The following is a 19,710-nucleotide window of genomic DNA, read 5'->3' as shown; positions in this document are numbered from 1 at the left end:
CGCAGAATCCGTTGTTTCAAGTCCGCATCTTCGGCCCGGCGTTTTGAAGGTTTGGGGGATCGATAACGATAATACTGGGCTCTGGAAACACCGAGGATTCGGCACATCTTGGTTACCTGGTGGTGATGGCTTTCTTGGTGAATGTAATCAAAGATATTGGTTACTTCTGCGCAAGGAAGCCCAGGGCTTTTTTTAGGATTTCGTTCTCCTCAGACAGCGAAGCCAGTCGCTTTTCCATCGCTTTAATTTCGTCTGGCGATTTAACGGATTGAGTTTTGGCTTGGCCCTGGATCCACTTATGAACGGTTGAATAGCCAATGCCATATTCTCTGGCCAGTTGGGCGGCTGATTCGCCTTGTTTATATAGGTTGATGATGTTTTGTTTGAATTCTTTGTCGTAACGAGTTGGCATGTAAAAATTCCTTCCTTTTGAGAGACGATTTATTCATTATACGCTCTCTTAAAAGTTGTCTCAGGAATCAGCTTACATCCAGGTTGTCTTAAGTGTCGCCATTCCTGCACTGGCATTTAATTCCTTCATGCAACCGATGAATGGGGATGCCTTTAAACAGGGGATGGGTGTGTTGGTTTGGGGGATTGTGATCTACATTCTCCTCATCTTCGTTACGCCATTTCTTTACCAGCGCTACGTCAAAGAACAACGCGACGTGCTGGCAATTCTGACTACGTTCGGGTCGACCACGTTCTTCGGAATTCCAATTGTTGGGGCCGTGTACGGGGCCAAAGGGGTTATGTATAGTTCTATCTTCAACATTGGGTATCGGATCTTCCTGTATTCCTACGCCTACATCAAGATGTCTGGTCTGAAGATGGAAGCCAAGAACGTCAAGAAGATGTTCCTGAATCCAATTGTTATCGCAACCTTCTTAGGACTGTTCATGTGGCTGGGTCAACACCTGGTGCCACAAGTCACGGTGCCCGTTGCGGTCAATGGGGTTCAGACGACGGGCGTTGCCGCGGTGGCCTTCTACCGAATTGACCAGACGGCTCTCTGGCTCTACAAGCCACTGAGCTACTTGGCTAACCTGGCGTCGCCACTGGCTTGGTTATCAATTGGGGTTACCTTGGGATCAATTTCCTTCAAGGATGCCGCGGCCGACAAGACCCCATGGTACTACGCCTTCAACAAGGTTATTATTGTGCCATTGTTGAACTTAGTGATTCTATATCTGTTAAACGTCACGGGAATTCTCGCCCTGAGTTACGTGGCCGTAGCGACGATTGTGGTCATGATGGCCACGCCAACCGCCGCGGTAGCTTCCGCCTACGCGATTAGCTTTGATCGGGAAGCCGTCATGTCATCGAATGCGTCGTTTATCTCGACGATTGCGGCCGTGGTGATGATGCCGATCTGGATCGCTATCATGGAAGTCTTAAACGGGATGGGCATCTTCCACTAGAAAAAAGGAGTGTTTTTCAATTATGGTAAAAATTACGTCTTACGGGGTTCGGCCCATCGAGGAACCCTATTTTGACCGTCTCAACCAGTTTGGCTTTGACATGACCTACGTTCCAGAAATGTTAACTCACGACAATGTTGACGCTTCTAAGGGGGCTGACGGGGTCCTGGTCCGGGGCAACTGTGTGGTCGACCGCCAAAACTTGCAAAAGTTCGCGGACTGGGGCATTAAAATGGTTTTCACCCGGACCGTTGGCTATAATCACATGGACTTGCAGGCCGCTAGCGACTTAGGAATTGCTATGGCGCGGGTCCCGGCCTATTCCCCATTTGCCGTCGCTGAATTGGCTCTGACCATGGGGATGAACCTCTTCCGGCACGTCAATCTGGCTGTGGATCGGACGCATCAAGCCAACTTTACTGTGGGCACTGACTTGTTTAGTAAGGAAATTCACACCGCCACCGTGGGGATCATGGGTGTCGGACGGATTGGGTTGACCGAAGCCAAGCTGTACCAAGGCCTTGGGGCGAACGTTGTGGCTTACGATCCTTACCCCAGTCCGGCCGCCAAAGAAACGGTGACGCTGTGTGATCTCCCAACCATGTTGGGACAGGCCGATATCGTGTCGGTCCACGTGCCTTACTTCCCTGGCAAGAATGACAACCTCATCGATGCCAAGTTCGTCGAACAGATGAAGCCTGGTGCGGTCCTGGTTAACACCGCCAGAGGTGAGTTAGCGGACATTCCCGCTATTCTGCAAGGCCTGGACACCGGCAAACTCACGGGTTACGGTGCCGATGTAATTCTAGACGAGGGTGAAATCCTTGGTAAGCACTTTAACCAGGTCAGTGATGTGCCTAACGACCAGGTCCAACAACTCTTGGCGCGTTATCCACAAGTATTGATTACCCCCCACATGGGATCGTATACGGAACCGGCATTGCAGGATATGATTAGTGTCAGTTACCAGAACTTTCACGATTACCTGACGACGGGGAAGACCAGTAACGCGATTAGTATTTAACTTTAACGAAAAGAACCTCGCAGCCCAATTGAGTGGGTTACGAGGTTCTTATTTTGTATCATTAATCCAAATTCAGTTCGTAGGCGCGCCGGGCACCGTTAGGGCCGTCGTCGACGTAGATGGTACCACGATATTTGTAACCAAAGTTGGTGGCAATTGCCTGCATCTGTTGGTTTTGCTGGTGGGTATCCACCCGGAAATTACGAACGCCCTCACGATAGGCGGCACTGATTAAATTAGAAAAGAAATAATGGCTCAAGTGCTGGCCGCGAAAGCCGGGGCCGATCGCAATGCGGTGAATCGTGGCATAGGGTTCTTGGTTATTCTGCCACTGGCCATCCTCGATGTGTTGGTAGTTGGGGTCGTCGCCGATGATCATGGTTGCCGTGCCGGCTACCTGACCGTCGACGTCCAGTAGCCAACAATGCTGGGCATCGACGTCCGCGGTGAGGGTGGCCAGGTTAGGATAACCATCCTGCCACTGGGGACTGCCAGCGGCTTTCAATTGTTCTTTGGCGTGGTCAATCAACGCCATAATCGTTGAGAGATCGCGGCGTGTCGCGCGTTTGATAAAAATTAGACTCAAATGATGACCTCCTTAGAAAAGACTACTTTGTTAGAATACCACATTTTTAATCGCGAAGACGGGTCGGAAACAGTGTATGATAGTAAAAAAGGTCTGATGGTCAGGGATGCGTTGACAAATCTCGTGAATCGGCTATCATGATTAGACTTGAACCCAAGAGCGACAGTGTTCTTGGCGGCATCCTTAAGGAGGAGCACAGACATGAATCCCAGTCACATCAGAAATTTCGCGATCATCGCGCACATCGACCACGGTAAGTCAACGCTGGCCGACCGCATTATGGAACAAACGCAAACGGTCAATGACCGCCAAAGTAAGGCGCAACTGCTGGATGACCTCCAGGTTGAACAGGCGCATGGCGTCACGGTGAAGTCCCGAACGGTGCGGAATTATTACCACGCCGATGACGGGCAGGAGTATGAATATAATTTTATCGATACCCCGGGGCACGTCGATTTTACCTATGAAGTTTCCAAGAGTTTAGCCGCCAGTGATGGGGCCATTCTCTTGGTGGATGCTACCCAGGGGGTTCAGGCTCAAACGGTGGCGAACCTGCGTTTAGCACAGGACAATCACTTGGTGGTGATTCCCGTGGTGAATAAAATTGATGCGGCCGCGGCCGACGTGGACCGGACGATTACCCAGATCAGAGATCTTTCACCGGAATTTGCGGACGTGCCCGTCCTCAAGATTTCGGCCAAGACTGGTTTGAACGTTCATGACGTGATGGAAGCCATTCACACCACGATCCCAGCACCGGTTGGGGATGCCCAGGCCCCACTCAAGGCGTTGGTCTTTGATTCCCAATACGATGCCTTCAAAGGAATTATCGCCTACGTTCGGGTAGTCGATGGCCAGCTGAAAGCCAACGACAACCTCGTCTTGATGGCAAACCAACAGGCTGTGGCGGCCAATGAAATTGGGATCTTCGCTCCGGCCCGGGTACCCGCTAAACAGCTAGGGGTTGGTGATGTTGGGTACGTGGTCACCGGTTTGAAGGACCCGCAGGCTTTGCGCGTGGGGGACACCCTGACGTTGGTCGCCAACCCAACGGAGACAGCACTGCCCGGTTATGAACCCGCCCAATCAATGGTGTTTGCCGGTTTCTATCCCCAAGGGGACCACTACCACGATCTCCAATTAGCGGTGGAAAAACTCGCGTTAAATGACACGTCCTTCCACTACCGGCCGGAGAATTCCGAGGCCTTGGGTGCTGGTTTCCGCTGTGGGTTCTTAGGAATTTTCCACTTACAAATTATTCGCGAACGTCTGCACGATGAATACGGGTTGGACGTCTTGACCACGGCGCCCAACGTGACCTATCGCGTGCACCTCAAGAATACCGGGGAACCGGTCGTTGTGAATAATCCGATCAAGTTCCCGGACTACTCAAAGATTGATTTTGTCGAGGAACCCCTGGCTAAGGCGACGATCACCACGACTAGCGAGAGCTTAGGACCCGTGATGAAGCTGGCCGATCAACATCGCGGGACGCTTCAAGACATGAACAATCAAGGTGATCTGGTGGTTCTGAACTACGAGTTGCCATTTGCCGAGATTGCCTATGACTTCTTTAACGCGTTGAAGTCCGTTTCCCACGGCTATGCTACGTTGACGACGGCCTTGGCCGGCTATGATCTGGCCGACGTCGTTAAGATTGAGGTCCACGTCAACTATGCCAGAGTCGATGCGCTGTCGTTCGTCGTCCACCGGGAGGATGCCCCTCGTGTGGCCCAGGAGCTAGTGCACAAGTTGAAATTTGTGATTCCGCGGAAGCTATACCCGATGCCGGTTCAATCGGTGGTCGAGGGGAAGGCCCTGGCCAGAGTCGACGTGCCACCGTTACGTAAGAACGTGGCGGCCAACGGCGAGAAGAAGAGTGCCTCTAAGAAGGCCGCTCAGCTACGCCGTCAGAGTGCTAACAAACGCCAGGCTGCGCACAGTGACATTGAGTTGCCACAGGAAGTTTTCAACGCGGTCTTGGATCTCGAAAAATAAACAACATAAGAAAAATAGGGTGGTGCCGGTTGGCATCGCCCTATTTGGTTGCTTCAAAGTAAGCTTTTCCCGCCGCTAACATGTCCGCCGTCTGTTGATTCAACAGGGGTGGAAGTTGGTCGAAGGGGAAGTATTTTAGATCGAGCGTTTCATCCGTGGCGGCTTCGAGGGGGTGACCGCCAACTTGCTTGACCAGATAGAGCCGACTGATCACCTGGGTCTGGTCGCCATTAGGGTAGGTGGTGAAGCCTTGGTCGAAGATGCCCAATGGCCGGATAATTTCGACGTCGATCCCCGCGTCCTCCTTGTACTCCCGGACGCAGGCCGCGTCGAAGGTTTCGCCATATTCGAGGAAACCGCCGGGTAGACTCCAGTTGTGGGTATCGGTCCGCAGGTTGAGCAGAACTTCCTGCTTGCCGTTGACCAGAATGGCCCCAGCGGCATTTAGAATTAGCGGGCGGTGACCGACTAGCTGTCGGATTTCTTGGATGTAATTGGCCATGGGGATGACCACCTTTCTCGTAGAGTTACGTTCATTATAGCGCAAGACGTTTCGATAGGGGGCGGTACCCTTGAAGGGTATAATAGGCGTGAGGTGATTGCGATGAGTCGGACAGCCAAAAGTATTAAATTCATCCGCCAACACTACGGGATTAGTCAGAAGTATTTGGCAACGCTCCTAAACGTCTCGGTGCGGACCGTCCAGCATTGGGAACAGGACGATTACGCCCCTAGTGGCCCCGCCGTCAAATTAATTCAACTGTTAGCAAATCATGACGTGATTTTTACGGCGTTAGCTAGACTAGAGGAGGATGATGAAATCATGTATTTGGAACACGATGACCAAGCCCTAACCATTATGGGGGTCGCTTTTCGCAATGAGAAAGAGTACCGGGCAACGCTCGAGGCTATCATCAACAACATGTATGAGGGGTTTGAACCGACGGTGGACGACGTCAAGATGTCGCAAGAAGTCTACACTACAGGACCTCTAAGTGCTAAAGAAATCTTGAAACGCGTTCAAGCTAGAAATACGGTTCCAAACAAGTGAAAAGTTGGGAAGATTACCTTCAGCCTAATGGTACCTTGCGTAATAAATTGGAAATTACAGACGACGAAGAATTACACGTGGTGGAGTATAACGTCAGTAGGCAAGCGCAACAGCTTATTCGGCAGAATCATTATGTGATTGCAGGCTACCAGTTAATCAGTCGCGACATCACGGAATTGAAACGCATCAACAGAGCACTCCTAGGGGACATCTATGATTGGGCGGGGCAGTACCGTGAGGTCGATTTCAACAAGACCTCGAATGGTGTTGTCACGCACTTTCATCCGGTCAGTTTGTTTGGTAACGCCGAGTGGGATCTTCAACGGCAGTTAACGGAATTTGCGACACTGCCGTCGAATAAGGCGGTTGTCGCGGACGCGCTGGGTGAGTTGGTGACGGCGTTAAATATGTTTCACCCGTTTCGTGAAGGCAATGGGCGAACACTCCGGGTCTTCACGACGGTCCTGGCCCGCCAGAAGGGCCTACGCCTAGCATTCATGCAGGAACAACAGGAAGCTTACATGACGGCCAGCATCCAAGACGACCCAAAGCTAATGGCCGCGGTATTTCAAGAGATTTTACATTAAGTAAAAACGCAAAAATGGACTCGTTTTCCGAAAAAGGAGAACGAATCCATTTTTTGAAATTATTGATAATCTTGCGGTAGCAGCCGCAGGCGGCCTTTTATGGTTTAAGTTTTAAACCAGTGACTACTTGTTAACTCGCTTGTAGTCGCTGTCGAAGTACTTGCCATCGCGAATTTCGTCAGGTAAGCCAGCGTAAGGGGCTTCGGCGATAACGTCTTCGTTGTTCTGACCAGCATCCCCCATGTAGGTGATTGTGGCGAATTCGGGAACAACCATCTTAGGATAAGTCGCGTACTTTTCCCGCGCGGCTTCCATGACATCGATGTGTTCGTTTTGGTAAGTGACCGTGATTTTGGGATGTTCTTGAACCCACTTAGGGAAGAAGATCGTGCCGTTAACCTTGTTTTTGTTAGGCAAGAAGTCCAGGGCCACGTCGGTCCCGGTTGGTTCCGTCCAGGCAACTTTGTAGATGCCTTCGGTCAGCATGACAATGTTAGCTTCCTGGTCCGTTACCCAGCGGCCGGCAACCATGCCCCCGTGAATCCGGTAGTCGACGGTGTGGTCGTTCTTAGCGTACCATTCGTATTCCCAACCGTTGTCGTAAGTGTAGATAAAGTGAGTTCCCAAGAAGTCATCAAGGGTTTTGAATTGTTTTGTCATGTGTGAGCGCTCCTTAAAAATATGATATTTGTAACATGTAATTAATTACATGTTTAAGCTAATGGGATTACTATAAGGTGATCGGCACGCGCTGTCAACAATTTTTCTTGATGTTTGGTGGCGAAACTGGTTCAATGAAGGTAAGGAAACCGCGCGAAATCAAGGGGGATGGCCAATATCGGACAGCGAAATCGACTACAATATATTATTTTGGGCTTATTGAATCAGCGGCCCCAGACCGGATACGACTTGGCCAAGGCCTTTGAAAATGAAATCGGGGAATTCTGGCAGGCTCAGCATAGCCAAATTTACCCGTTATTACGACGAATGGAAGATGCGGGTGAGATTACCCATGAAGACACCGTAGCGGGCGAGAAACTGGCAAAGAAGCAGTATACGCTCACCCCTAGTGGCCATGACAAGCTGGTGGACTGGGTCAGCGAACCCTCACCGGAATTGACCCCCAGCAAGGATGAATTTATTCTCAAGCTGTACTTTATTAAAACGGACAAAGATCCTCGCATTCAGCCAATGTTGCGCGAACAGCTTCGCCTCCATCAGACGCAACTCAATCACTTGGAGGGCCGTCTAAAGACGGTATTCCCGACGGATGCGGCTAAGCAGCAGGCGTATGGTCACTACTTGATCCTGGACCATGCCATCGAACGAGAGCGCGACTACGTGGCCTGGTTGTCGAGGTATCTGACGGATTAGGGGGGCGCCAGGTACTATCGCGTAACGCTGAAGCCAACTGACCTCGGATCTGACCTTCTATCAAGATGGCCATTGGATCTAGCGGTCCTGGGTCGCGACGGGTTCGCGGTTGTGAATCTGCCGGAAAAAGGAGGCCATCAGCTACCAGAATTGTCGGGGATCGAACGCGAAGCCTTTACGGCAGATGGGGTTGAAGACTGGGATTTTGACGATTGGTAATGATGATTTAGCCCGGAACGGGGTGTTCTGGGCTTTTTAAATTGTTACCGGAAACAGATGCCGAATATAATTAGTTCAGCGACGGTAGTCCTCTCTTATTAGCAGAGAAACTTTGATTTCTTTCTATGTTGCCTACCATAGGCATCAAAAGAGGTGGTTAATTCTGATGCCAAGGTCAGCGTTAACCATGAGACCGGGTGATGGCATGAGATGGTATCGAAAGCTTTCTAAGCGTTACGGGCGCGTGTATACGCCGACGACGGTTAATCGGGTGATCCCAATTGCCGGGTTAGTTTTGTTTGCGGCTAGCATTGCCTTATTAAAATTCACCAAGTTGCATGATTGGGGCTTTGGGTTGTATGGCGCGGCGACTCTGGCATGGGGCGATTACCTCTCGGTTAAGCTGGCCCAACATAAAGTGGGAATTCTAGGGAGTCTCTTTGTGGCCTATGGCTTATTCGTCGTTGTGTTGGGGGGAGTTGGGCTGGTCCTGCTCGCCATTGTCTTTGGTGAATAATGGTCAAAATATTTGGCGTAGATTTGTGTCCTTGTACTAGGACTGATGGGAGTCAGAGTGACTTGTAAATCAGGCAGGCTGACCATTTATGATTCAGAAAAGGCAGGGCTATGAATCGCTAGCTTGCCAATTAGTCACGTTATCCTCATAACAGCGACCAATCTTAGCCGCAGGGTGGTTCTGTAGAGGCTCAGTGGTGTCGTTTCACTTGGTCGGGTGGTTGCCCGGCCCTAGTGAAAGCCCGAGTTTGAAGACCGTCGCGTTCCTAGCGAGGGGCATCAAATCGTGGCCACTACGTTCCAGCCCCTACAGAACCGCCCGGAGGCGCGGTCTTAAACGGCCTATGGTCTTGAGGACTTGGGATTGTTGGCCATAAAATAGAGCGACGTAAAAGGTGAGTTAGGAAGCGTTACTAATTAAGTCCCATCACCAGTTATTCAGTAAGTTATCGGGTATTATGAGGGCGGTAACTAGGTTCGTTTGTCAAGCTGACAGTGGATCTACATAGATTGACCACTTAGGTTAGAAAAGGTAAGTAGTTGGCAAAAAAATCGGGATTCACGCGGATACAGCGATCCAGTATGCTATATATGTAAGCGGTTACAAGTTGAGCGGATCAAAATATATGGGGGAGGTTTCATTATGAGTAAGTTACAGATCTGGAAACAGCGTTTCTTCTATGGCGCGACGGATATGGCCGGTAACCTAATTTGGCAGATTGTTGGACTTTATCTCTTGTTCTACTACACCACGGTCATGGGCATTTCGCCAGCGTTCGTGGGGACTTTGTTCCTGGTTGTACGGTGTATTGACGCGTTTGATGGGGTGGTTTATGGTTTCTTGATTGACCACACTCATTCGAAGTACGGGAAGTCTCGGCCTTACTTCTTATGGTTCGGGATTCCACTAGGGATTTTAACGGTTCTGCTATTCTTTAACCCTTCGTTCGGGGGCAACAAAGCAGTTCAATTAACGTGGATTGCCATTATCTATACGTTATTCAGTCTGGTTTATTCCGGGGCCAACACGCCAATTACGGCTATCTTACCGAGTTTGACTTCTGACCCAGATGAACGGACGAACTTAGCCAGTGCCCGGATGGTGATGACTAACATTGGGACGGCCGTCATTGGGGCCGTTTCCTTGCCAATGGTTGCCTTCCTGGGTGGTAAGAACGCCCAGCGTGGGTGGACGATTTGGGCCGCCATGATCGGGGTTGCCATCATGATCCTGTTCTTCGGGGCCTTCGCTAATTTGAAGGAAAAGCCAATCGTTGAATCCGCAAATGAAGACGAAACCATCAAGGGCCACTTGAGTGTCTGGGAGTCCCTGAAGGGTGCTGCGAAGAATAAGCCTTGGGTGCTGTTGAGTCTGAGTTTTATTCTCTTACAGACCTTCTGGGTTATCCGGATGCAAACAGCGGTGTACTATTTAACCTACGTTTATCGTCGGACGGATATGATTGGGTTATTCAATGGTTTGGTCATTGTGGCCGTCATTGGGAACCTGTCCGTGCCATTCTTAAGTAAAATTATGCGTCACAAATACGTGATGGTTGTCGCCATGATTACCTTTGCTATTGGGGAAGCTATCATGCCAATCGGATTGTTACACAAGAACCTCTTCTTCCTCTTTGCGGGGAACATCATCGCGACGATCGCCATGGGGGCGGCCTTCTCAATCGCCTTCGTAATGATTGCCGACACGGTGGAATATGCTCGGACGGAGTTACGGATTGATGAACCCGGGATTCTGTCGTCTGTCCCAATGGTTGGGGCCAAGTTAGGGATGGGCTTCGGTGGTTTCTTAGCCGGCTGGATTCTTTCCTGGGGAGGCTTCAGTGCCGCCGCGAAGATTCAAGGTGCTAAGGCTGTGACCGCCATCAGTACCAGTTTCATCTGGTTACCAGTCATCTTGGCCTTAGGAATTGTGGTCATTCTGCACTTCTACACGCTGGATGAAAATAAGGTTGCGGCGTTGAAGGCTGAAGAAGAAAAGACTGATTTGGAGCACGAAGAAGCTTAATAATTTTTGACCCGTCAGGGGATCTGGGGGAATCAGTGATCCGTTGTCGGGTTATCTTATGAGAGGGGTAATCATCATGTTGAATGATACAACAACCAAGCAATCTCTAGGGTATGCGGACGAATTACGTCGGTTAAAAGGCATGACGGCCACTTATGTTGAAGATGGTGTGACCAAATGGATCAAGGACCGTGAACCGTTGCATACATTTGAACCCTTAGTCTGGGAAACCGTGGCCTCAATCGAGGAGAATCCCCAGTTACCGACCGACCTCTTTAGCCTCCGGCAAGGGACGGAAACCTCGGGACAAAAGGATTTGACGACTGTTGACATGAAGGTAGAAATGCAACAGATTGTTGCCATGAATCGGCGGGTTCGGGTCATTCGGATCGCCCGGATGGACCATTTGACGGCGGATAAGGCGCTCATCTACTTCCATGGGGGTGCCTACTATGGGGGGACTCCAGAAGACGTCTTGTTAGCTTTGAAGTACGTGGCCGAACAAGCCAACTGTGTGGTCTACAATGTTGACTACGCCTTGGCACCGGAACAGCCGTATCCGGCCGGGATCTTGGATGGTTTGGCCGTCGTGGCTGCCATGACCAAGGACTACCGGCACATCTCCTTAGGTGGGGATTCGGCCGGGGGTTCGATTGCCTTGGCCGTTAGTCAACTCTGTCACTCCATGGGGATCTGCACGATTGCATCACACATGTTATTCTATCCAACCCTGATTCAGGGATCCGATTTGGATGGCGAATTGTGGGATGACAGCCGTATCGACATCGTCTCGGAACAACGGCACGCCTTGCATCGCAGCTACCAGTTGTTCGAACAACTCGATACCATTATGAGTGGCTACTACGTGGCGGACCAGCCGTTGGATCTGACGGCTCCGCTCCTGTCACCACTCTTGGCCAATCCCCAGACATTTAAGCACACGACTCTGTTAGTCGGGGAGTATGATCCGTTCCGGCTACAGGGTGAAGCCTTCATCCAACAAGTTGGACGGGCAAATGAGGATGCTAACTACTTCTGTTACGGCGGAATTAGCCACGCCTTCTTGAATTTCACGGGGAATGTGCCAGCCGTGCAAGATGCCTTGCGCTCGGCGGCTAAGTTGATCTAAAGTATAGGCAACATTGGGGGAGATCAGTGTGAACTTACGAGACTATCATTTAACTTTACAAGACGTTTCCGACCAGCGACCAGAGTATCTGGAAACGATCTTTTCGCTGGGCAACGGCCACTTTGGCGTCCGCGCCAACGATCCCATTAACGGGAATCCAATTTCTGGGACGCTAATCAATGGGTTCTACGAGACCGCCCCGATTACTTATGGTGAAGCGGGAGTCGGCTATGCCCAGAAACACCAAACGATTTTAAACTTGCCGGATCTGCGGCATATTCACGTGGCAACCGATACGGGGCACCACTTCACGCGGAGTAAACGAACGGCAACCGATCTGGATCTGAGCAGTGGTAAATTGGTCGAGGACTACCTCACGAGTACCGAGCAGGGGGAAACGGTCAAGATGACCGTGACTTCCGTCATGGGGCAACAACGTTCGAACTTCTGGGCAATTGGCTATACTTTTGCCCCGGGCAACTACGCTGGTGGTTTGCTGATCAGCAAGTCGATCGCCGTGCCCGCCGAGGTGGAGGCGATTGCTTCGGCCGATCCTCGAAAGACGCGCTTGGCCGGCGTTCCAATCTGTGAAACGACGTTTTTAGCGGCCGATCTACAACGCTATCATGTGAAGACGCACAATACCAAACAGGCGGTGACCCTGTACCTGGGTCTACTCACGGCGCAGGCCAGCCTGCTGCAGCAACCTGTCGATCTCAGCGACCGGCAGCCTCACACGTTGGAATACGAAGCCTACGTGGGGGATATCAGTCGCCAGAACACGATCGATCCGTCGGCCATGTTTGTAGCAACCTCATTGGATGCCTTGACGGCGGACAGTCGAGACTTCTGGCAGGATGTCTGGCAGCGTAGTGAAGTTGCCGTAGAAGGTAACGAAGAGTTGGACTTAGCGATTCATTACAATATCTTCCAACTCAATCAAGCCGCCGGTCGGGATGGCCGGACGAACATTGCGGCCAAGGGTCTGAGCGGGTCTGGCTATGAGGGCCATTATTTCTGGGATACCGAAATGTACATGTTGCCGTACTTCATCTACACCAATCAACAGATGGCACGGCAGCTCCTGGTGTACCGCTATCAAATTCTGCCGAAGGCACGGGAGCGGGCCCACGCGTTGGGAGCCAGTCAGGGCGCGTTATTTGCCTGGCGGACGATCAACGGTGAAGAGGCCTCGCCATACTTTCCAGCCGGCACGGCACAGTATCACATCGATGCGGACATTGCCTATGCGGTGGGTAAGTACTACGAGATCACCCGTGATCTGGACTTCATTCTCCAGTGTGGATTTGAAATGGTACTCGAGACCGCTCGTTTCTGGGAAGACTTCGGATCCTGGCAACAGATTGGTACCGAATGTCGGTTTGAATTTCACACCGTGACCGGTCCCGATGAGTATACGGCGCTGGTCAATAACAACTACTATACCAACCGGTTGGCCAAGCATAACTTCCAGTTGGTCGTGGATTTGGCTCGAGAAATTCAGAAACGCTCGCCGGGTAACCTCGAAACGTTCGGGGTTAGCGAATCCGATCTGGATGTTTACCAGAACTTAGCGGATCACGTCTACCTGCCATACAGCGCCGATCTGAAGATTAACGAGCAGGATGACAGTTTTCTCGACAAGCCACGTTGGCCCAAGGACCGATCGACGCCGGACAACTTCCCATTGCTGCTGCACTACCATCCGCTGACGATCTACCGTTATCAGGTGGCCAAGCAGGCGGATACCTTGTTGGCCGAATACCTCTTCCCAGAGGATCTGACGACCGAGGAGTTGAAGCGCGAATATCAGTATTACGAAGGGGTCACGACGCATGACTCTTCTCTGTCACGGTCGATCTTCAGTATTCTTGCAGCCCGGATGGACGATCGCGACAAGGCGTACAACTACTTTATGGATACCGCTAGAATGGACCTGGTGAACTTGCAGGGGAATACGGCGGACGGCCTTCACCTGGCAAACTTAGGTGGCAGTTGGCTGGCCTTAGTGGCCGGATTCTCTGGCTTCTACGTTCAGGATGAAGTGGTCCACTTTACCAATCATTTACCAAAGAATTTACAACGGCTGACCTACCGGATGAAGATTGCGGAGAGCGTCTTAGAAATCGATCTGACCGCGACGACGACCAATGTCACGGTCATAAGTGGTCCGATTCCGACGTACGGCGTCAGCGTGAATGGCAAACTCATTTCATTAGAAAAAGTCAGTTAACTGGCAACAACCCCTACCTGTAGAACGGAGAGTCTCACGGGTAGGGGTTGTTTTTTGTTTAGCTAATTAATTTGAGACCGATCACGGCAAGTAAGATGACGGCGACCCACAGGAGTTTCCGCCAATCCTTAGACTCACCGAAGAAGAGCATCCCGGTGAGAACTCCGCCAGCGGCCCCAATCCCGGTCCACACGGCATAGGCCGTCCCCATCGGCAGTGTCTGTAAGGCGATATCGAGGGCGCCGAAGCTAAAGGCAAAGCCAATAACCATCAGGGTCCACAGCCACCAGGTGCGACGGTGGATGGCCCAATTCATGAAGGTGACGCCAGACATCTCACAGAGTCCGGCGAAGATTAACCAGATCCAGGCCATCTCAGTTCACCTCCTTGGTTGTCACCGTTTGAAGCCCACCGATGCCAACTAGGAGCAGAATCACCAGGGCAACCTTGGTGACGCTGACGGGTTCATGAAAGGCTAGAATTCCCACCAGTGTCGTGCCCAGCGTGCCGAGTCCTACGAAGACGGCGTAGGCCGTGCCGGCCGGCAAGACCTCGCCAGCCTTGATGAGAAAGTAAAAGCTCAAATAGACTGCCACAGCCGTTAAAATCCATTCCCACCAGGTGTCGGCGTGCTTGAAGCCCACCACCCAGCTGACCTCGAAGATGGCGCCAATAATGACACGAAACCAATGGTTATTCATCATTTTCCTCCTATAAACTCAGAAAAAGCCTGAGAAATTCTGTCGTAATGACAAAATCTCCCAGGCTTTTTCCCTTCCGTGTCCGTGGGACCACCCACGGGTTTTCTCTCGGACCAGGCCTACTGACGTAGCGGAACCCTAGAAAACAAAGTATGCGATTTGATGCGGTAAAGCTAGGTTAGCACGGATTTCGAAGGGGGTCAACCGGGATTTTGGGGGATGATGGGATTGAAAACCAGTCATTTGGACTAGTAAAGTGACCTAATTCACGAAAAATGAAATCGATTGCATTTCGGTGGCGACTTGTTTTATCGGTCTTTTCTGAAAATGTTGACGCGTGAAAACGCCTTCTAAAATGAGACCCCGATGCTATACTGAAAACGATTTAAAAATGACTGGGTCAGTCATTCAGTGCTTAGCAATTGGTGCCGCGGGTCACGGTCCCCGGCAAAAATATGGAGGTAGCTATTATGCAACTTGGAAGTATTGAAGCCGGTGGAACAAAGTTTGTTTGTGCAATTGGTAACGAAGATTACCGCACGGATAACCGGGTCATCATTCCCACCACGACACCGGAAGAAACCTTGAGTCAGTGTATCGCTTATTTCAAGCAATACCCCGATTTGAAGGCCATTGCCATTTCATCGTTTGGTCCGATTGAATTACGACGCAACTCTCCCAAGTACGGGTATGTCACGGATACGCCGAAGCCGGGTTGGTCGAACACGGATTTCTTGGGTCGGTTGAAACAAGACCTGGATGTGCCGATGTACTGGACAACCGATGTGAATGGGTCAGCTTACGGTGAATACGTGGTTTCTACTCTTTTCAATGAAAAGATTGATTCCTTGGTTTACTTCACGATTGGAACCGGCGTGGGTGCCGGGGCCATCGTGGACGGTGAGTTTGTCGGGAGCATGGGTCACCCAGAGATGGGTCACGTTCGCGTCAAGCGCCACCCAGACGACCTGGACTTTGCTGGCATTTGTCCCTTCCACGGGGACTGCCTCGAAGGCTTGGTCAGTGGACCAACGTTTGAAGCTCGGATTGGAAAGCATGGGCATGAAGTCCCATTGACCGATCACGTGTGGGACATCATGGCCTACTACGTGGCACAAGCTGCCTTACAAGAAACGCTGATGCTTCGTCCCGACAAGATTGTCTTTGGCGGTGGCGTGGTCAGTCCAGAATTCCTGGTTAAGGTGCGGGCCGAATTTGCCAAGCTACTGAATAATTACGTTGACGTGGGCAAGCTCGAAGATTACATCGTGATGCCTTCCGTTAAGGATAATGGCTCAGCCACACTCGGGGACTTTGCCCTCGCGCTTAGAGAATACAACAAATGAACAGCACAAAGAGAGGAAGACTTATCTGATGAAAGCTTTAGTATTAACTGGAACCAAAAAAATGGAAATTCAAGACTTACCAACGCCCGAAGTTAAACCTAACGAGGTCTTAGTGAACACCGCCTATGCCGGTATCTGTGGGACCGACCGTGCCCTCTACGCCGGCCTTCCTGGCTCAGCCGATGCCGTACCACCAATCGTGTTAGGTCATGAAAATTCAGGGATCGTTGCGGCTATTGGGAGCGAAGTTACTAACGTTAAGGTTGGTGACCGCGTGACCGTTGACCCGAACATCTACTGTGGCGAATGTGAATACTGCCGGACTGACCGGCCCGAACTCTGTGACAACTTATCCGCTGTTGGGGTAACGCGTGACGGTGGTCTGGAAAAGTCCTTCACCGCACCAGCATCTGTGGTTTACGCTTTACCTGACAGCGTCTCATTGAAGGCCGCCGCCACGACGGAACCTATCTCATGCGCAGTCCACGGGGTGAAATTACTGGACTTGACACCATACCAAAAAGCTTTGGTCATCGGAGACGGCTTCATGGGGCAATTGTTCGTTCAATTATTACAAGCTTACGGTGTTCACCAAGTGGACTTTGCCGGCTTAAACGACAAGAAATTAGCCTTCAACAAGGAAAAATTTGGTGTTACGAACACCTACAACACCACGCGTGAAAGCATTCCAGCCGACTACGATGTTGTGATCGAAGCCGTTGGTTTACCACAAACGCAGGAACAAGCCGTTGAAGCCACCAAGAAGGGGGCCCAGGTCTTGATGTTTGGTGTTGGGAAGCCTAACCAAACCTTCTCCATGAACACTTACGAAGTTTACCAAAAGCAATTGAAGATCCAGGGAGCCTTCATTAACCCTTACGCCTTCGAAGATGCCATTGCGCTGTTAGCTAGTGGTCAATTGGATGTTGAATCCTTGATCAGCCACGAAGTTAGCCTCGAACAGGTGGAAGATGTTCTGAACGGTAAGGTTGACGGCGTCAGCAAGGCTGTTGTTAAGGTCAGCGACTAGTAAAGGATAGGGATAATTGTGAAAGTTGAAGCGACAACTGATTTAAACGGCGGAGCGGCAACCTTGGATGCCTCTAATGGTCGGACGATCTCGATGGGCAAAGCCATTGCCTACTTCGCGTTATCACTGGTAATCAACTCTGCCGGAAACGTGCTGACGTTGGTGACGAGTGCTAAGATTCACCCGTCGTTCTTAGGAGCGGCGTACTGGTCCGCAGCGGAAGCTAACCTCGGAACCGCCTTTCATTGGAACTTGTTCTGGGCGTTTCTGGTCATGGGTTTTCTGACTTCCGTGTTAAACGCCGTCCTGATTCGTCATTGGGATTGGAAACGGATTGCCGGCAACATGATCTTCATGGTGCCGTTCTCCGCCTTGATTCAGGTGTTTGAGGATTTCTTCAATGGCAAGTATCCCGCCTTGTTTGCGGGGTTACCAGAAGCCCGGTCCTTGGGAATGATTGTGCTCTACATCTTCCTGAACTTCTTGGGGGTGGCTTTCATTGCGGTGGCCATTTCCATCTACCAACGGGTCAACCTGGTCTTGCATCCAGCTGACGATTTGATGCAAATTCTTCGTTTCCGTTACTTCAAGGGGAACGCTGCCAAAGCGATGTGGGCATCATATATTCCACCGACCATTATGGCTATCGTGGCCATCGTGATTACGCGGTCCTTCACGAACTTTGGGTTGGGAACCATCTTTGCCTTCTTGGCGCAAGGTGGGATTACCGGGATTGCCGACAAGGTGATCTTTCCAAAGTTGAAACATCAGGCCGTGGATGTCGGCAAGTAGAGTGGTGGCCCGGGACAGCACGTTTCCGCCACATAACCAATAACAACCAGACAAAAAGGAGCAAAAAACGATGTCAGTTAGTGACTTCATCACTGGAATCCAACACGTTGGTATTCCTTCAGCAGATTTAGACAAGACCATTGCGTTTTACGAATCTCTCGGCTTCGAACAAGCTGGGTTATTCCCCAATGGGGAAAACCGTTGTGCGTTCATGCGGCTGGGCAATCTGACCATTGAAACCTGGGAAGGCGATCCAACCAACCCAGAAGCCGGTGCGATTAACCACATCTCCTTAAACACGACCGACGTCGACCAAGCCTTCGCTGCTGCCAAGGCGCAAGGATTGACGATGGTTAACGATGAGATTCAATCCATTCCATCTTTCTGGAAGAAAGGGATTCGGTTCTTCAATATCTTGGGACCTAACCACGAAACGATTGAATTCTGTCAAATCTTAGACTAGATTAAAAGCTCCCTGCCGTTACTGTGATAACGGTAGGGAGTTTTTTGTGATCGTAATTAACGTTGTGTTGCCCGAGGAATAATGGTTGCCGTGAGCCGGACCTCTTGCGGAATCTGGTGGGGATTCTGAATCTTGGTGATCAGGTGGTTTACGGCAATCTCGCCGAGCTTTGTGATGGGTTGTTGGGCGGTAACGATCGGCTTTTCCAAGAAGTCGAACCAATCGCTATCGTCAAAACCGCCTAGCTGAAAGTCTGGCACGTCGAGGGTGTTTAATCGGGTCAGGACGGCTCGCATAATGGTATTGTCCGCTGCGAAGAGGCCGTCACACTTCTGATTGACCAAGAGCTGACGCGTCATTTGGCCGACGTTACTGTTGTCGGTCCGGGCGACCACTTCGATATCGGGGTCGACGGGGAGGCTAGCCGCGGCTAAGGCTTCGTGATAACCCCGCAGCCGTTCGTCGGCAGTGGCGGGAACCGCACTGTTAATGATCCCAATCCGGTGAGCGCCTTGGTTCACGATCTGGTCCACCACAGCCTGAGTTCCTTGCACGTTGTCGACGAGGACCCGGTCGTATTCCGGGGCCGTACCGGCCGGTGGCATGCGATCCACGAAGACGGCCGGGGTATTGCCTAAAATGTTGGTGTAGTTAGTGGCTTCACCGGCACTGGCAATCAATAAACCATCGACCTGTTTTTCGAGCATGAGGTTGAGCGCCTTAACTTCCTTCTCACGGCTCTCATCGGTGTTGACGATCAGAACGTCGTAGCCGGATTTCGCAGCCTGATCCTCAATGGATCGGCTCAGGTTGGTAAAAAAGCCATTCAGAATATCGGGAATGATCATGCCCAGCGTATGGGTCTGTTGGACCCGAATGCTACGGGCCAACCCATTGGGGTGGTACCCGAGATTACGTGCAATGTTTTGAATCTTTTGGCGCGTGTCACGCTTCACCTGCGGACTATCATTGAGGGCCCGAGAAACGGTGGCTTCGGAGACGCCGGCCTGCTTGGCAACATCTTTAATTGTAATCTTACCGGACATGTCAGTTCCTTCTTTTCTGGAATTAGAATTGGGTTGCAAAAGAACCATTACAGGGGCATTTAAGCCCGCAAATCTAAACGTTAGATAAATAGTATACCTACTAATTGTATATTCAGCGTAGCGGTTAGGGGGGTGGCCGTCAACTAATTCTGTTTAGAAGTGAAAAAG

General features: G+C 51.0%; 22 protein-coding genes and 1 riboswitch. Of the genes, 15 read left to right on the top strand and 7 right to left on the bottom strand.

Annotation, left to right across the window (positions count from 1 at the left end; translation table 11 throughout):
* Positions 1 to 160 precede the first annotated feature (160 nt).
* The gene (locus tag EKM70_RS11600; RefSeq protein WP_263853604.1) at positions 161 to 412 is read right to left on the bottom strand and encodes a transposase; all 252 of its coding nucleotides are present in this window, start codon (positions 410 to 412) and stop codon (positions 161 to 163) included.
* Positions 413 to 467: 55 nt separating this feature from the next.
* Here EKM70_RS11600 and EKM70_RS09195 point away from each other — a divergent pair, with 55 nt between their 5' ends.
* Positions 468 to 1,421: an AEC family transporter gene (locus tag EKM70_RS09195; protein ID WP_125547236.1), complete on the top strand. Its 954-nt coding sequence runs from the start codon at positions 468 to 470 to the stop codon at positions 1,419 to 1,421.
* 22 nt (positions 1,422 to 1,443) lie between these two features.
* On the top strand, positions 1,444 to 2,445 hold the full coding sequence (locus EKM70_RS09190) for an NAD(P)-dependent oxidoreductase (RefSeq protein WP_125547234.1): 1,002 nt from the start codon (positions 1,444 to 1,446) through the stop codon (positions 2,443 to 2,445).
* A 61-nt stretch (positions 2,446 to 2,506) separates the two neighbouring features.
* Here EKM70_RS09190 and EKM70_RS09185 read toward each other — a convergent pair whose 3' ends face one another.
* Positions 2,507 to 3,031, bottom strand: a complete 525-nt coding sequence (locus tag EKM70_RS09185) for a GNAT family N-acetyltransferase (protein ID WP_125547232.1) — start codon at positions 3,029 to 3,031, stop codon at positions 2,507 to 2,509.
* A gap of 201 nt (positions 3,032 to 3,232) precedes the next feature.
* Between EKM70_RS09185 and lepA the strand changes: the two genes are divergently transcribed.
* Positions 3,233 to 5,029, top strand: coding sequence for a translation elongation factor 4 (gene lepA / locus EKM70_RS09180; RefSeq protein ID WP_125547230.1), 1,797 nt, complete (start codon positions 3,233 to 3,235; stop codon positions 5,027 to 5,029).
* Between the two features lie 40 nt (positions 5,030 to 5,069).
* Here the strand turns inward: lepA and EKM70_RS09175 are convergent, their stop codons facing one another.
* Positions 5,070 to 5,531, bottom strand: coding sequence for an NUDIX hydrolase (locus tag EKM70_RS09175; RefSeq protein WP_125547228.1), 462 nt, complete (start codon positions 5,529 to 5,531; stop codon positions 5,070 to 5,072).
* A 102-nt stretch (positions 5,532 to 5,633) separates the two neighbouring features.
* On the opposite strand from EKM70_RS09175, the gene EKM70_RS09170 reads away from it, so the two are divergent.
* On the top strand, positions 5,634 to 6,080 hold the full coding sequence (locus EKM70_RS09170) for a helix-turn-helix domain-containing protein (protein ID WP_125547226.1): 447 nt from the start codon (positions 5,634 to 5,636) through the stop codon (positions 6,078 to 6,080).
* On the top strand, positions 6,077 to 6,667 hold the full coding sequence (locus EKM70_RS09165) for a Fic/DOC family protein (protein WP_125547224.1): 591 nt from the start codon (positions 6,077 to 6,079) through the stop codon (positions 6,665 to 6,667). The genes EKM70_RS09170 and EKM70_RS09165 overlap by 4 nt, the downstream gene beginning before the upstream one ends.
* A gap of 123 nt (positions 6,668 to 6,790) precedes the next feature.
* Here EKM70_RS09165 and EKM70_RS09160 read toward each other — a convergent pair whose 3' ends face one another.
* Positions 6,791 to 7,327, bottom strand: coding sequence for a phenolic acid decarboxylase (locus EKM70_RS09160; RefSeq protein WP_125547222.1), 537 nt, complete (start codon positions 7,325 to 7,327; stop codon positions 6,791 to 6,793).
* A gap of 177 nt (positions 7,328 to 7,504) precedes the next feature.
* Between EKM70_RS09160 and EKM70_RS09155 the strand changes: the two genes are divergently transcribed.
* The 6 genes from EKM70_RS09155 (at position 7,505) to EKM70_RS09135 (ending at position 14,164) form a co-directional block, all read left to right on the top strand.
* Positions 7,505 to 8,041: a PadR family transcriptional regulator gene (locus EKM70_RS09155; RefSeq protein ID WP_164506366.1), complete on the top strand. Its 537-nt coding sequence runs from the start codon at positions 7,505 to 7,507 to the stop codon at positions 8,039 to 8,041.
* A 72-nt stretch (positions 8,042 to 8,113) separates the two neighbouring features.
* On the top strand, positions 8,114 to 8,260 hold the full coding sequence (locus tag EKM70_RS11425) for a hypothetical protein (protein WP_164506365.1): 147 nt from the start codon (positions 8,114 to 8,116) through the stop codon (positions 8,258 to 8,260).
* A 205-nt stretch (positions 8,261 to 8,465) separates the two neighbouring features.
* Complete coding sequence (locus EKM70_RS09150; RefSeq protein WP_125547218.1) at positions 8,466 to 8,777, top strand: hypothetical protein; 312 nt, start codon at positions 8,466 to 8,468, stop codon at positions 8,775 to 8,777.
* A 642-nt stretch (positions 8,778 to 9,419) separates the two neighbouring features.
* Positions 9,420 to 10,802: an MFS transporter gene (locus EKM70_RS09145; RefSeq protein ID WP_125547216.1), complete on the top strand. Its 1,383-nt coding sequence runs from the start codon at positions 9,420 to 9,422 to the stop codon at positions 10,800 to 10,802.
* A 76-nt stretch (positions 10,803 to 10,878) separates the two neighbouring features.
* Positions 10,879 to 11,931, top strand: a complete 1,053-nt coding sequence (locus EKM70_RS09140; RefSeq protein WP_125547214.1) for an alpha/beta hydrolase fold domain-containing protein — start codon at positions 10,879 to 10,881, stop codon at positions 11,929 to 11,931.
* A 28-nt stretch (positions 11,932 to 11,959) separates the two neighbouring features.
* Positions 11,960 to 14,164 (top strand): glycoside hydrolase family 65 protein, encoded by a 2,205-nt coding sequence (locus tag EKM70_RS09135; protein ID WP_125547212.1) that lies wholly within the window; start codon positions 11,960 to 11,962, stop codon positions 14,162 to 14,164.
* Positions 14,165 to 14,222: 58 nt separating this feature from the next.
* Here the strand turns inward: EKM70_RS09135 and EKM70_RS09130 are convergent, their stop codons facing one another.
* Together EKM70_RS09130 and EKM70_RS09125 are read right to left on the bottom strand one after the other, a co-directional pair.
* The gene (locus EKM70_RS09130) at positions 14,223 to 14,537 is read right to left on the bottom strand and encodes a DMT family transporter (RefSeq protein ID WP_125547210.1); all 315 of its coding nucleotides are present in this window, start codon (positions 14,535 to 14,537) and stop codon (positions 14,223 to 14,225) included.
* A gap of 1 nt (position 14,538) precedes the next feature.
* Positions 14,539 to 14,865 (bottom strand): DMT family transporter, encoded by a 327-nt coding sequence (locus EKM70_RS09125; protein ID WP_125547208.1) that lies wholly within the window; start codon positions 14,863 to 14,865, stop codon positions 14,539 to 14,541.
* A gap of 55 nt (positions 14,866 to 14,920) precedes the next feature.
* Positions 14,921 to 15,018: riboswitch (guanidine-I (ykkC/yxkD leader) on the bottom strand.
* Positions 15,019 to 15,335: 317 nt separating this feature from the next.
* Here EKM70_RS09125 and scrK point away from each other — a divergent pair.
* The 4 genes from scrK (at position 15,336) to EKM70_RS09105 (ending at position 18,496) form a co-directional block, all read left to right on the top strand.
* The gene (gene scrK, locus EKM70_RS09120; RefSeq protein WP_125547206.1) at positions 15,336 to 16,211 is read left to right on the top strand and encodes a fructokinase ScrK; all 876 of its coding nucleotides are present in this window, start codon (positions 15,336 to 15,338) and stop codon (positions 16,209 to 16,211) included.
* A gap of 28 nt (positions 16,212 to 16,239) precedes the next feature.
* Entirely contained in the window at positions 16,240 to 17,241 is a 1,002-nt protein-coding gene (locus EKM70_RS09115) for a zinc-dependent alcohol dehydrogenase family protein (protein WP_125547204.1), read from the top strand.
* Between the two features lie 93 nt (positions 17,242 to 17,334).
* Positions 17,335 to 18,033, top strand: coding sequence for a fructose permease (locus tag EKM70_RS09110; protein WP_225416417.1), 699 nt, complete (start codon positions 17,335 to 17,337; stop codon positions 18,031 to 18,033).
* A gap of 70 nt (positions 18,034 to 18,103) precedes the next feature.
* On the top strand, positions 18,104 to 18,496 hold the full coding sequence (locus tag EKM70_RS09105) for a VOC family protein (protein ID WP_057877735.1): 393 nt from the start codon (positions 18,104 to 18,106) through the stop codon (positions 18,494 to 18,496).
* 56 nt (positions 18,497 to 18,552) lie between these two features.
* Here EKM70_RS09105 and EKM70_RS09100 read toward each other — a convergent pair whose 3' ends face one another.
* Entirely contained in the window at positions 18,553 to 19,542 is a 990-nt protein-coding gene (locus EKM70_RS09100) for a LacI family DNA-binding transcriptional regulator (RefSeq protein ID WP_125547202.1), read from the bottom strand.
* Positions 19,543 to 19,710: the final 168 nt, after the last annotated feature.

It is taken from the genome of Levilactobacillus lindianensis (assembly GCF_003946095.1).
GTDB lineage: Bacteria > Bacillota > Bacilli > Lactobacillales > Lactobacillaceae > Levilactobacillus > Levilactobacillus lindianensis.
The sequence above is the reverse complement of the archived record's forward strand: the minus strand, read 5'-3'. Positions and strand labels throughout refer to the sequence as shown.

Coding starts and splice junctions, on each gene's coding strand:
- EKM70_RS11600 (WP_263853604.1), bottom strand. CDS start 412: ATGCCAACTCGTTACGACAAAGAATTCAAACAAAACATCATCAACCTA.
- EKM70_RS09190 (WP_125547234.1), top strand. CDS start 1,444: ATGGTAAAAATTACGTCTTACGGGGTTCGGCCCATCGAGGAACCCTAT.
- lepA (WP_125547230.1), top strand. CDS start 3,233: ATGAATCCCAGTCACATCAGAAATTTCGCGATCATCGCGCACATCGAC.
- EKM70_RS09175 (WP_125547228.1), bottom strand. CDS start 5,531: ATGGCCAATTACATCCAAGAAATCCGACAGCTAGTCGGTCACCGCCCG.
- EKM70_RS09170 (WP_125547226.1), top strand. CDS start 5,634: ATGAGTCGGACAGCCAAAAGTATTAAATTCATCCGCCAACACTACGGG.
- EKM70_RS09160 (WP_125547222.1), bottom strand. CDS start 7,327: ATGACAAAACAATTCAAAACCCTTGATGACTTCTTGGGAACTCACTTT.
- EKM70_RS09150 (WP_125547218.1), top strand. CDS start 8,466: ATGAGATGGTATCGAAAGCTTTCTAAGCGTTACGGGCGCGTGTATACG.
- EKM70_RS09145 (WP_125547216.1), top strand. CDS start 9,420: ATGAGTAAGTTACAGATCTGGAAACAGCGTTTCTTCTATGGCGCGACG.
- EKM70_RS09140 (WP_125547214.1), top strand. CDS start 10,879: ATGTTGAATGATACAACAACCAAGCAATCTCTAGGGTATGCGGACGAA.
- EKM70_RS09130 (WP_125547210.1), bottom strand. CDS start 14,537: ATGGCCTGGATCTGGTTAATCTTCGCCGGACTCTGTGAGATGTCTGGC.
- EKM70_RS09125 (WP_125547208.1), bottom strand. CDS start 14,865: ATGAATAACCATTGGTTTCGTGTCATTATTGGCGCCATCTTCGAGGTC.
- scrK (WP_125547206.1), top strand. CDS start 15,336: ATGCAACTTGGAAGTATTGAAGCCGGTGGAACAAAGTTTGTTTGTGCA.
- EKM70_RS09115 (WP_125547204.1), top strand. CDS start 16,240: ATGAAAGCTTTAGTATTAACTGGAACCAAAAAAATGGAAATTCAAGAC.
- EKM70_RS09110 (WP_225416417.1), top strand. CDS start 17,335: ATGGGCAAAGCCATTGCCTACTTCGCGTTATCACTGGTAATCAACTCT.
- EKM70_RS09105 (WP_057877735.1), top strand. CDS start 18,104: ATGTCAGTTAGTGACTTCATCACTGGAATCCAACACGTTGGTATTCCT.
- EKM70_RS09100 (WP_125547202.1), bottom strand. CDS start 19,542: ATGTCCGGTAAGATTACAATTAAAGATGTTGCCAAGCAGGCCGGCGTC.